Below are 11,013 nucleotides of genomic sequence, written 5' to 3' on the forward strand. Positions count from 1 at the left end.
CCTTGCACAATTCCTGTGATAAATCCACCAATTACCGCCAATCCACCAGAAATAATACTTGGCAAAGTTGCACCTATGGCTGTTAGAATGCCCTTTAAAGCTGTACCGAATACATAACCTAGTTTGGGAGCATTTTGAGCAATACCAGAAGCCAATTCTTCAAATGATTGAGAAATCTGACTCATTCCGCCTTTTATCCCTTTGTTTTGAAATGCATCAGCAATCATACCAACTACTTTTAGTACTAGCCCTGCTGGACCTAGCAACGCACTAAAAGATATTTGAAGAATTTTCAAACCGGTTGCTGGCAAATCAATTTTTGAACTTAGATTTGAAAAAGTATCCCCTAATTCATCGAATCCTTTAAATGAACCCGTAATCTTTTCCCCAATATCCTGAAATGGCTCTAAAACTGATCCTAATAAATTTCTTATTCCTTCTTTCATATATGGAATGGCCGCTTTAATAAATGTGACAATCGCTCCAGGAAGAGCCTTTAAAATATTGCCGACCATCGGAATAAAGTTTCCAAAAAGAAATGTTGAAGTAGTTTCTGCCAACTGATTTAGTGAAGGTTTGATATCTTGCCCTAATGCCATTTTCCCTAAGACATTAGAAAGCGACGACTTCATCGCAGCAAATGAACCACTAAACGTTTCAGCAGCTTCTTTTGCGGTTGTGCCAGTAATATCTAGATTTTCTTGAATAGCATGAATGGCATTATATACATCGCTTAAATTACTGATATCATACTTAACACCTGTCAGTTTTTCTGCATCAGATAAAAGACGTTGCATTTCTTCTTTAGTCCCACCGTATCCTAGCTTGAGGTTATCTAACATGGTGTAATTTTGTTTAGCAAATCCTTGATAAGCATTTTGAATGTCTGTCATATTTGTTCCCATTTTATTGGCATTATCAGACATATCAATCATAGCCATATTAGCAATATCTGCTGCTTTCTCCGTATCTCCACCAACAGATTGTAATAAACTAGCACTAAAGCTAGTAACATTTTCCATATAGTCATTTGCAGACAAACCAGAAGTTCTATATGCTTCATCTGCATATTTTTTTACTTTATCAGCACTACTTTTGAACAGTGTTTCAATCCCTCCAAGCGATTGCTGAAGATTTGCTCCTTCTGTCAAGGCTGCACCTATTGATTTACCAATGGCAGCAGCAGCAATAATACCTTTCACAACACCAACAAGCTTGCTTCCTAAACTATTACCAGCACTGATACCTGCTGATGAAGCTTCTGGATCAAGTTGGCTTTTTATTGCTCCACTAATACCTTTTGCTGATGGAATGATCTGTACATAAGCTTGACCTATTTCTGTTGCCACTACATCCCACCTCCATCAAATTGCTTAATTAGTTCATTTCTTCTTCGCTCAAAATCCTCACTAGAATCAAATATAGATGTATCCGCTGTACTCATCTCCTTCTTGTAAGGAAGAAGCCCATCCATAATCATTTTTGGTAAATTTTTACCTTTCTCTGCATCTTTCGTTTTAGTCCAAAGAAGGACACTTAATTTATCTGAGATACCTGCTAATAAAAGTGTTTCAAACGATACAGTTTGATTACTCATTTTCATTTTGATTCTGGAATCTTCTCTTAAACCACAAGAAAAAACAGCTACCTTTGAAAGTGGTAACTGTTTGTAGTCATAGATTTGATATGTCTCAGCTAGATCGCAAATTAATGCTTCTTCATCTATATATATCATCCTAGCAAGGACTAAGAGTTTTTTGTATTTGAATGACTTTGGAAAATTTCAGTAATTTCTTCTGACATTTTTTCTGCCGGAACAATACCGTCCTTTGTCCGTAAATGATCTTTTAATTTTTCAGTTTGTTCTTTACCTAAAAGCATAATAACTACTTTAGAAAGAGTTAATGGATTGGTTTCTAGCTCAACGATAGCTTCTAATAATTCATAGTTATCTAAACGTTCTTTCGAAATTTTATACTCAAATCCTGATTTAGTTTTCCCCTTCATTATTTTACAACTCCTTCATTTGATATCTTATTTGGATTGGTAGGTTTTTGGATATATTCGGTATGAGTATCACCATTTTTATCTGGCATAGCCGTTAAAGTAGTTTCGTATCCAATGGCATCTTCATCTGCATAGTTAATTTCTCCAATCTCTGAAATCGTAGCATTTGGGATAACAATACGTTTTAATATACCCGCTTTTAAAACCATATCTACAACTAAACTATGCGCTTCCAATGGTGTAGAATTTGCCTTAATAGTAATCATTGTTTCTAGACTACCTGAAACATTATTTACCCCATATACTTCCTTTAATACATCGACATTCAACGCTTCAATCAATGTATAACTAAAAGTATCTGCTTTTTCATTTTGCACAACATCAACTGTATCACCACCCCACGCTTTGATTGCGTCTGTTTCAGGTGTATTGTTATTCTTTAACCCATCTTCTGAGATATATCCCAAACTTTTGAATGCTTCATTTAATTCTGCAATAGCATTAGTAGGTAAAGTAGTTCCCAATGGCGCAGAATAAATTGCGCCACCAATTTTGGGTTTTGCCGTAGATACATTTTCTGTTTTTGACATCTGTTTCCCTCCTAATAATGATTGATATCAAAGACTGCTTGATATCGATATTTTTTCGTTGTCGTATCTGTAAAAGGGTAGTCGCTGTTTAATTGAACATTGCTGATTTCATCAAGTTCAATCATGTTTTCAACTACTTCTTTCAGTTCTTCATTTAATTTTGCGGCATTATACATCGATTCCGCATAACTTTGAAAAGCCAATGTAGACGAAGGAAGATAATTACGTTTTGAGCTTCCTGTTTTCTCGAATAAAACATAACTATCTGGCATTTTCCCTGTTTGTTCTAAAAAAGACGGTACAGATAAATGACTATCTAGATATTGCTTAATAACGATCTCAATCATTTAACGCACCGCCTTCAGTAACGTATTATTTTTCATGTTGTCTCTTTTTGCTTTGTAAGAATCAGCATAGACCATCGCATTTGCACGAGTTTTCCCGACATATACATCTTGTGCGTATCCTTCCCCCGCGCGATTCTTAATGGCTGTTGCCTTTTCAGTCAATACACCTTGCATTTCAGCCGACTTCAATAATTGACCGACTCCGGAATAATTGAGCTTGAATTTATTTTTAGCCATAACGCTCCACCATCACTTTCTTGTTCCAATCAAGTGGAATGAGTTCTTCAATCCCTTCAAGCGGTATTCCAAATACACGCCATCGTTGGCCAAAGAATTTGACTTCCTTATCTTCCCAATCGTGTGTATCACTTTTAGGAATGGCCAACGTATATACGGCTTTTTTGCCGGTCAGCGTCAATTGATTCACAATGTCATCGGACGAAGTAGGACTGACTAGGACATTTTCAATTTCGATTTCTTGCTCTTCATAAATAGGATTACCAAATGGATCTGTTCCTGTTTCAATTTTATCGACAAGAATAATAGTCATCCCTTTAATCTTGGACATAAAAATCAATCACCCCATATCGCTGGCGTCGCAAACCTAAACGGCTTAGTTCCGTGTTCTTGATGAACAATCCTCCACCAGGAACGAGATACGACCCAGACCAGGAATATCCCAATGCACTTTGTGTTGTTTGGGTCATCGGTTCCTGATCAGTTGACGTCATAAGTGTTCGCGCAACAATATCAACCGTCACTGACTTCACTACATTGATGAAATAAGGTGGCTTTTCATTGATCATCTTGTCTAAGTCTTTACCCACTCGCCCGGCTTCTTCACGTAGCGAATCAGAAACAATGACAAGTAGCCGCTTGGCACGTTCGATTTCATCAGGCTTTAATACACGCCATAGATTTTCCAAATCATCAATTGTTGCAAAAGGTTGCATCTGATCACTTCCCTTGCGACATCATTAAGTCATACAACTCTTGTTTCTTAGCAGTGGCACTGTACTTGATACCAAAAGCATCTAGTTCTTGTTTGATTTGAGGAACAGTGATTGAGTCAAAAGCTGGATCGCCAGTTTTGTCTTCTTCGACTTGCTTTTCAGCAACTTCTCCGGCTTTGTCTTCTGGTTGATCTTGCTTTTCTTGTTTTTCCATTTCTCTTTTAGACTGTTCTGTCTTTTTGTTATCTTCAACAAGAACCCAGTCGCCACCAGAAATAACACAAGGGCTACTGAATGTAACCCCTGTTTTCGTATTCTTATATTCCATTATTCTCCGCCTCCGCTTTCGGCTGGTTTAATAACACGAGCAAAGCTATTGCCATCCATAATACCCCAACCTAAATAAGTTTCAGAACGTAAGTAAACTTGGTTGTAATTTTTCAAGTCTTTTCCGCTACCGTCAGGATCACCATATTTGATAACTTCTAACGGAATTTCTTTCGCATATCCCCATTGGAACATGGAAGAAAAATCACCAATTATCACTAAATCATTTTTTCCATTTGATACAGTTCGATTAATATCAGTAGGAATTCCCCGAACTGCTCCCGGATTAGCACCCCACGCAAGTTCTGGGAATTGTTTAACGCCATTTACTTTATAAGCCGCTAAAGCAGAAGAAAATTGTGGGTCCATCGCCATACCAGAAATTACACCTTCTGCACCTTGAATTAATGAAGCAGCAGCCTCAATATTTGCATCTGGATCCGCAGCATTAAAATCAACCGTTTGAGTTACTTTGCTGTCAAAATGATTGTCGCCAATAATAGCTGATGCCGTACCGGAACGAGGGTTAATTCCATGAAATGCCATTAAATCTAGCCCACGTGCAAGTTTGCGAGCATACCCATCATTGAATGCTTTGACAATATCAATTTGTTCTTCTTCTGAAGCATAAATAAATTCATCAGAAATACGAGCGCCATATTCAACTTTGATTGGAACAATCGTTACTGGTGCAAGCGAAACACCACCATGGCTTTTTTGTCCATTTTCTGCCACGATATCAATTTCAGAATCCATCGTAAAAGTGAATTCTTTTTGACCATTAAATGGGATTGGTTTTTGTTGAGAAAGCGTAACTAACGAGCTCTTTCCTTTTACTTTGTTGATTAAGTCTGATACTAATTCTGGATCAAATAAACTTCCTTTTGATAAAGTTGCCATAATATTATTCTCCTTCTAAATTAAGATTTTCAATTAAGTTTTTGTATGATGCGTCTTTTCCTTTTTCCAAAGGTGGCTCTTGATTTTTCAACGGTGGCGGTGTTTGTTGCTTTTTGCCGACAAATCCAGCCAAACGTTCTGCATCAGCTTTGATACTTTCTTCATCATCTCCAACCAAGCGATCCGCTAAATCAATGGGCAATCCGTTTTGCAAAGCGATTCTAGTTCGCAAGCTTGCTGTTTCATATTCAGCAATTTTTTTATTTAGATCAGCCACTGTTTGCTCATGAGTCTTTGTAGCAGCATTTGTTTCTTCGATGGTTGATTTCAAAGTACCGATTTCATTTTCTAATTCCGCATTGCGTGTCTTAATTGCATCGTAATCTGCGAATTTCTCTTTCTCACGATTCAATCGCTCCTGGATAATTCGGTCCAGTTCCTCTTGTGTTTCAATTATTTTAAATGTCATGATAAAAATCCTTTCTCCTGCTTGCCCGGCAGTTCGGTAATTTTGTGTATTAAAAAAACGACTATCAAAATTGATAATCGTTTAATACCTGATTTGTTGTTTTTTCTTGGGCTTGTTGATACTGCAAACCCAATGTGCTAAAAGCGCACTATCCATAAGACTGATATCCATATCTTCAAATTGCGATTTATAACCAAATCCACCGTTTGAACCAATATTTCTTTTCTCACTGTTCGTAACGACTTGTGTCAGCGATGGTTGATCACAGTGGCAGATTCCTTTTTGAAAAATCCCTTGCTCCCAAAGTGAATTGGCAGTGATGATTTCTGACACTTTTGGTAAAATGGGCTCTTTTAGTTTGAAATCCTTCATTTCTTCAGCAAGGATATTTTGACTACCTGCTCCATCTATCACCACTTTTTCAACATTGGCTTTTTTAAGAAAATTGATGATCCATTGATTTCCATTTCTGACTGATTGACAGTCGATAGCTTCAACAAATATTTTTCCGGACAAAGTTCGAACAGCAATACTCATCGCGACATTTGCCCCATCATTTCCGTATTTGATTCCAACATATAAAGGACCTTTCAACACAGGCAAAGCATTTACTTTTAGTGATTGCCAGTCGGTTTCTGATATTGCTGATTTCTGGTTGTATTTTGGCCAGTATCCAAGACGCTGAACATTGTGGTCCAATTCATCTTCACCTAGTTCGGCTTCAATTTTTCGTTCATTCAAATGGTAACCCATTGATGGATTGGAATTGTACCATGATTCCACGTCATGAATATCTTTGATTTCATCAACCGACCATTCCGCCCAGCCTGAATACTTTGATTTCCCAAATAACGTATTCTCACGATAGTTAGTGAATACTGTCCCACTAGAAACTGGCGTTGGTGGTGTTCCACACATGATTGTTAAAGGATTATCGCTATCAGTAACAGTATATTTCAAAGCAGACTCTTGTTCAGTTGTATATTCTTGAGCTTCATCAATAACTAGAAAATCAAAACCTTCACCAAGACCACCGCTAGATGTTCTGGTACGAAATTGGATCACACCACCTGTTTCATATAATTCTAGCCGTTCCTGTCCTTTAGCTTTAATCGAATTGAAATCTGTGCCTTCAACATAGCCGCATTCTTCAAGATATTTTTTTAGTTTTTCAAATGAAGAATGAGACGTGCTGATTCGATGAGCCGTGTGCAAGACGTTTAGTCCATTTTCCAACGCCCATATTTCGACATCGTAAACAATTTCCGTTTTACCATTCCGACGAGGTATAGAAAATCCAAATTTTTGGTGAACCCATAATCCATCATCATCAATAGCCATGATTGCCTTTAGCATGTTTACTTGCCATTCGTAGCATTTACGACCCGTCCGCTGATAATAATCAACCGCTTCTTGATATAGAGATTTGTCATATGGCAATATTACCGATTGAGTAGGATGCTGATTACCAAGTCGTGCTTTAGTAGTCATAAATATCCCCCTTCAATCTCAATCATGCATGATAACCCTGTCGCTGGGATGATAAAAAGCCTAGTAATTATGCCTAATATTGCATATCTGTCAATATTTGTTGTTTTCCAACTTCTAACATTCCAACCAACGATAAACTTTCTTCTTGACTAAAAAAGGTTTCTATCGAACCAGAAGGATATTCAACTGTGATAGAGATTTGTTCAAAATCTTTTACTTCTTCGAACACCCATTTCAAGAATTCTTCATTAGTTTGACCACGTTCTTTTTTTCGTTTTGCTTGTTGAAAATCCAATGCTTATCCCTCTTTTCTTATATTCAACATTTTTCGTACACTAATTTTCTCTTGTTTTTTAGGGTCTTTCCATCGTTTAGACCAAACATCTTGCTGCCTTCCGTCCCCTGGTTTGTAATCTACTGTGCACCTACAACGCTCATGACGTCTGTAAATATCGTCTGGAGCTTCATAATAATCATAAGTCCCAGACAAGTTCTGACACCACTCACAAGCATATCCTGAAACTCTACGAGTAATTTTGGGTTGTAAGCCTGCTTTTGCATGAAACTCTGCATTGGCTTTGATTCCATCATCTACAATACTTTGACTAAAATTTATAATAGGATCACCTAAAAGCCATTTGATTGATTCAAAATCTTCTTCGCTTGAAATTCGATTGACTATCCCATCAATACGATCTTGATTAAATTCTGGAATCTGTCCTTTTAATCTGAGGTTTGCAGTACGATTCAATTCTGTTTGTACGTCTACGATAAAATTAGAAATCAAATCGTAATTTTTTTTCATTGTTGGATTTAAAATTCTATCAGCGATATTGAAGTACATTTTTCCATCAGGAAGAACTTCGGCAGTAATTTTGGTTCTTAACACGTCAGATAAAATTTCGCCTATTTCTATTGCAAAATTGTTCGCATCCAAATAGGTAGCTTTTTTATTCTGCAGCAAGAGAAAAGCTTTTTTTAATTTTTTACTGTTATAAGTTCGCTTATCAAATTCATTTTGGATTTCTTCTAGTAAAGCTGGCACAATATCGTTATCCATTTGTTTCAGCTCCTTTAATACCTGTCAGGTCCCGCATGACTTCGCTATTAACGTATCCAGGTATTGCTTGATTTAACTTAATAGCTCCGTCACCAATCAATGATAAAGCACTTGCATCGGCTTCAAATAACGGTTCCCATTTAGGTATAGTTTGATTGAATTGATAACGATAATATGGATAATCATCTCGTAAACATGCAGCTGTATACGCTACATTCAATAAACCAGAACCAAGTGAACGTTGTGCTTTTCGTCCTGCGAGTCGCAAATTTTCATGACTTGCTTTGATTGCCTCTACACTGGACGGATTGTCAGAAGCAAATCCTAAATCATCCATCGTTAGTCCCATTTCTCCAGCGAAGCCAGCAGCTGCTGTTTTCAGTTGTTCGGTGAAAGGTGTCATGCTTGATGTCGTGAATTGCCCAAGCGTTGGCTTATCACCGCCTTCACCTTTTGTAAATTCAAGCATCGCCGAAACAGTGGCTTTCCAACTATCAAGCGGTTCAGAATCAGGATCTGTACCCACAACATATTTTTGTGGAAACGAATAAAATTCAGCAGTCACATCAGCTCGTTCAAGTGTTCGTTTAGCATAGCGCTGATAATACATGCCTGATCGAGTAATACGAGAACGTCCAAATGGACGAACTGGATCAGGTCGATGAATAATCGGGACCAGTAACGGATGCTGAAAACTATGTTCGATTCGATTATCTTCAATATTGCTATCAGCATAATAATAGTCTGTGTATCCGGGACCAAAATATGCCTCGATAGTCGGTCTATTGTACTTATCTCTTTCAAGCACTGCATATCCCTCTGTCAACAAACCAGTAATCGGATCAATGACACCAGTTGCATTGCTCGCCTCAATAACTTGTAAACGTGGCATATCATCCTCACCTTTTGAGACATAAACAAAAGCGCAAGATGCAATCAAAGCTGAAAGCACTGCGCTATCGAAAAACACATCTGGGTTATTGGCTTGAAAAATTTCATTTACTTCAAAATCATCATTAGCAAATTCACGAAAAACTAGACGATCAGCGAGGGCATCCACGCCTTTTGAACACCACCCCAAAACTGATCGATATTTTGATCTGATAGCTGGCGGAATTGTTATTCCAATAGGTGGATCATAATGTTTCATCGCATATTGCTTATAACGCATATCCACACGACTTTTGTGCGTGTTTAACTTATTTCGCAAGTATTCAATGCCTTGCAATTCCATTTAATCAACTCCTTTCAAAGTTCGCGCGAGAAAAAATGTACAGTGACTGCGTGAAGTACGAAGCAACCACCGGAGGGGGTGGTATGCCCCCATATTCTTTCACTCACGGCTTTTAAATTTATTTTTAGTATCTTTATACCTACTTCTTTTAACCACTGTATAAAGTCCAATCAAGGCTTTTGGGAAGGTTTCTATTTCCAATTACTTTTTGTTCTTCTTTTTTATTATTGAATAGTTTGTCTGACTTCTGTCTGTTACAAGTCCAATGTGCTAGTTGCAGGTTCTCGATAGCTGACGGATGTCCTCCTTTGTTGATTGGAATAATATGATCGACAACTGGACTCATTGGATCGGGAGCTTTCAGATTCTTATTGATTGGTTTTCCACAAATCCCACAAACATTCTCAGTCTTAAGCAGCCTCTTTCTATTCTTATCGAATGCAACACGGTGAGCGCCTTGTTTGTCAGCACGCAATGCCATAGTTTTACCTCCCTTATGCAAAACAAAAAGACCACTCAGCGAGTGATCTATTTTTACTGATTATTAATAATAAAAAAGCGTATAAAATCTCTTCCAAATTTTGATATTTTTAATTTATCTTTAGCTTTGAGGCTTACCTTACTTTTTCCAGATAGACTCTTCAATTTCGGCGTTCTTTTACTAGACAAAAAATTTAGTATACTCTCTGTAGAATTTCTAATTTCATCGATTGCAATTTGCAGATTTTTTATATCTTTCGCAAGCTTATCATCATATTCATTTTGCATTAACCCTAAGCGATGTAAATTTTCCCTAACAGCAACATATTGATCGTAATTAATATCAAACGCCTCTAATAAATCTGTATAGCTATTGTATCCATCGATATCCTCAAGTGTATTAGTTTTATATGACAATTTTAGAACTGAAATATCTAAAACTGTCAACTTATCAAGCGTATCATAATATAGGTAAGCTACATCAAAAGAGGGATTATCCAAGTTTAAAAATTCTGAATAACCATTTATCATAAATTCGATTTTTTCAGACTGATTAGTAGATTCGATTTTTCTCATTACCATTTCGAATATTTCATCTAAAATTTCTTTATTTTCCAAAGTTTGTTTTTCGAATTTTTCCTTTAGTTCTTCATTTCTTTTATTAATAATTTGAACCATAACTTCTAAATTTCTTATTTTTTTATTCGTCCTGAACTCCGTTATAGCTCCACCAATACCAGGTATTAAACTAGCTCCATAATCAATCAATATATCACCACCTTGCCTAGCAATTTCGTTTGTTAATAAGGGTAACGCATTTTCTTTTAGAAAATCTTTTCCGTGTTCGGTTACTACTGATAAAACATTTTCAAACAAAAAATTTTTTGCTGCATCTACTTTTTCTCCCATAATCATTAATCTCCTTTACATATCTATATTTAAAGGATAACTGATTAAGTAAATAATAAAAAGAACCACTCGAAACGAGTAGTCCTTTAAATAAAGAATTTACGGTTTTGCTAACTGGTAGCTTGGGATTACCGTAAACCCAAAGTAGCTGGCAAGGAATCGAACCTTGCATGGTTGCCGAAGCATTGACCTAGCACGCATGCTTAGCGTCTACCCTTTCCGCCACAACGACATAATTAATAGATA

General features: G+C 36.9%; 16 protein-coding genes and 1 pseudogene. All 17 read right to left on the bottom strand.

Features of this window, described 5'->3' with window-relative positions; all coding sequences use genetic code 11:
• Window positions 1–1,349 (bottom strand): annotated as a pseudogene (locus DVW83_RS13475) (hypothetical protein); the annotation flags it as partial.
• Entirely contained in the window at window positions 1,349–1,735 is a 387-nt protein-coding gene (locus DVW83_RS13480; RefSeq protein ID WP_104660559.1) for a DUF5361 domain-containing protein, read from the bottom strand. The gene DVW83_RS13480 and the pseudogene DVW83_RS13475, both read right to left, overlap by 1 nt.
• 11 nt (window positions 1,736–1,746) lie before the next feature.
• On the bottom strand, window positions 1,747–2,007 hold the full coding sequence (locus DVW83_RS13485; RefSeq protein WP_104660558.1) for a hypothetical protein: 261 nt from the start codon (window positions 2,005–2,007) through the stop codon (window positions 1,747–1,749).
• The gene (locus DVW83_RS13490; RefSeq protein ID WP_137239517.1) at window positions 2,007–2,597 is read right to left on the bottom strand and encodes a phage tail tube protein; all 591 of its coding nucleotides are present in this window, start codon (window positions 2,595–2,597) and stop codon (window positions 2,007–2,009) included. Before DVW83_RS13490 ends, DVW83_RS13485 begins: the two co-directional genes overlap by 1 nt.
• Window positions 2,598–2,608: 11 nt before the next feature.
• On the bottom strand, window positions 2,609–2,944 hold the full coding sequence (locus tag DVW83_RS13495; protein ID WP_137239519.1) for a hypothetical protein: 336 nt from the start codon (window positions 2,942–2,944) through the stop codon (window positions 2,609–2,611).
• Window positions 2,945–3,181: a hypothetical protein gene (locus tag DVW83_RS13500; protein WP_010732375.1), complete on the bottom strand. Its 237-nt coding sequence runs from the start codon at window positions 3,179–3,181 to the stop codon at window positions 2,945–2,947. It lies immediately after the preceding gene.
• Entirely contained in the window at window positions 3,174–3,512 is a 339-nt protein-coding gene (locus DVW83_RS13505) for a hypothetical protein (protein WP_137239521.1), read from the bottom strand. Before DVW83_RS13505 ends, DVW83_RS13500 begins: the two co-directional genes overlap by 8 nt.
• Entirely contained in the window at window positions 3,499–3,897 is a 399-nt protein-coding gene (locus DVW83_RS13510) for a phage Gp19/Gp15/Gp42 family protein (protein WP_137239523.1), read from the bottom strand. The genes DVW83_RS13505 and DVW83_RS13510 overlap by 14 nt, the downstream gene beginning before the upstream one ends.
• 4 nt (window positions 3,898–3,901) lie before the next feature.
• On the bottom strand, window positions 3,902–4,225 hold the full coding sequence (locus DVW83_RS13515) for a hypothetical protein (protein WP_137239525.1): 324 nt from the start codon (window positions 4,223–4,225) through the stop codon (window positions 3,902–3,904).
• Window positions 4,225–5,124, bottom strand: a complete 900-nt coding sequence (locus tag DVW83_RS13520; RefSeq protein WP_137239527.1) for a phage major capsid protein — start codon at window positions 5,122–5,124, stop codon at window positions 4,225–4,227. The genes DVW83_RS13515 and DVW83_RS13520 overlap by 1 nt, the downstream gene beginning before the upstream one ends.
• Window positions 5,125–5,128: 4 nt before the next feature.
• On the bottom strand, window positions 5,129–5,596 hold the full coding sequence (locus DVW83_RS13525) for a capsid assembly scaffolding protein Gp46 family protein (protein WP_167592814.1): 468 nt from the start codon (window positions 5,594–5,596) through the stop codon (window positions 5,129–5,131).
• Window positions 5,597–5,674: 78 nt separating this feature from the next.
• Complete coding sequence (locus DVW83_RS13530) at window positions 5,675–7,084, bottom strand: DEAD/DEAH box helicase family protein (RefSeq protein WP_137239529.1); 1,410 nt, start codon at window positions 7,082–7,084, stop codon at window positions 5,675–5,677.
• Between the two features lie 73 nt (window positions 7,085–7,157).
• Window positions 7,158–7,379: a hypothetical protein gene (locus tag DVW83_RS13535; RefSeq protein ID WP_137239531.1), complete on the bottom strand. Its 222-nt coding sequence runs from the start codon at window positions 7,377–7,379 to the stop codon at window positions 7,158–7,160.
• 3 nt (window positions 7,380–7,382) lie between these two features.
• Entirely contained in the window at window positions 7,383–8,144 is a 762-nt protein-coding gene (locus DVW83_RS13540; RefSeq protein WP_137239533.1) for a hypothetical protein, read from the bottom strand.
• Complete coding sequence (locus DVW83_RS13545; protein WP_137239535.1) at window positions 8,137–9,378, bottom strand: phage portal protein; 1,242 nt, start codon at window positions 9,376–9,378, stop codon at window positions 8,137–8,139. Before DVW83_RS13545 ends, DVW83_RS13540 begins: the two co-directional genes overlap by 8 nt.
• A gap of 148 nt (window positions 9,379–9,526) precedes the next feature.
• The gene (locus tag DVW83_RS13550; protein ID WP_104660546.1) at window positions 9,527–9,859 is read right to left on the bottom strand and encodes an HNH endonuclease; all 333 of its coding nucleotides are present in this window, start codon (window positions 9,857–9,859) and stop codon (window positions 9,527–9,529) included.
• Window positions 9,860–9,912: 53 nt separating this feature from the next.
• A complete protein-coding gene (locus DVW83_RS13555) occupies window positions 9,913–10,767 on the bottom strand; it encodes a hypothetical protein (protein ID WP_137239537.1) in 855 nt (284 codons plus the stop codon).
• Between the last annotated feature and the right edge of the window lie 246 nt (window positions 10,768–11,013).

The organism is Enterococcus sp. VV15 (assembly GCF_005236045.1).
GTDB lineage: Bacteria > Bacillota > Bacilli > Lactobacillales > Enterococcaceae > Enterococcus_B > Enterococcus_B durans.

Excerpts from the sequence above, each read along its gene's own strand:
- DVW83_RS13485 (WP_104660558.1), bottom strand. The coding sequence starts at position 2,007 with ATGAAGGGGAAAACTAAATCAGGATTTGAGTATAAAATTTCGAAAGAA.
- DVW83_RS13555 (WP_137239537.1), bottom strand. The coding sequence starts at position 10,767 with ATGGGAGAAAAAGTAGATGCAGCAAAAAATTTTTTGTTTGAAAATGTT.
- DVW83_RS13515 (WP_137239525.1), bottom strand. The coding sequence starts at position 4,225 with ATGGAATATAAGAATACGAAAACAGGGGTTACATTCAGTAGCCCTTGT.
- DVW83_RS13495 (WP_137239519.1), bottom strand. The coding sequence starts at position 2,944 with ATGATTGAGATCGTTATTAAGCAATATCTAGATAGTCATTTATCTGTA.
- DVW83_RS13520 (WP_137239527.1), bottom strand. The coding sequence starts at position 5,124 with ATGGCAACTTTATCAAAAGGAAGTTTATTTGATCCAGAATTAGTATCA.
- DVW83_RS13545 (WP_137239535.1), bottom strand. The coding sequence starts at position 9,378 with ATGGAATTGCAAGGCATTGAATACTTGCGAAATAAGTTAAACACGCAC.
- DVW83_RS13530 (WP_137239529.1), bottom strand. The coding sequence starts at position 7,084 with ATGACTACTAAAGCACGACTTGGTAATCAGCATCCTACTCAATCGGTA.
- DVW83_RS13510 (WP_137239523.1), bottom strand. The coding sequence starts at position 3,897 with ATGCAACCTTTTGCAACAATTGATGATTTGGAAAATCTATGGCGTGTA.
- DVW83_RS13550 (WP_104660546.1), bottom strand. The coding sequence starts at position 9,859 with ATGGCATTGCGTGCTGACAAACAAGGCGCTCACCGTGTTGCATTCGAT.
- DVW83_RS13505 (WP_137239521.1), bottom strand. The coding sequence starts at position 3,512 with ATGTCCAAGATTAAAGGGATGACTATTATTCTTGTCGATAAAATTGAA.
- DVW83_RS13480 (WP_104660559.1), bottom strand. The coding sequence starts at position 1,735 with ATGATATATATAGATGAAGAAGCATTAATTTGCGATCTAGCTGAGACA.
- DVW83_RS13490 (WP_137239517.1), bottom strand. The coding sequence starts at position 2,597 with ATGTCAAAAACAGAAAATGTATCTACGGCAAAACCCAAAATTGGTGGC.
- DVW83_RS13500 (WP_010732375.1), bottom strand. The coding sequence starts at position 3,181 with ATGGCTAAAAATAAATTCAAGCTCAATTATTCCGGAGTCGGTCAATTA.
- DVW83_RS13540 (WP_137239533.1), bottom strand. The coding sequence starts at position 8,144 with ATGGATAACGATATTGTGCCAGCTTTACTAGAAGAAATCCAAAATGAA.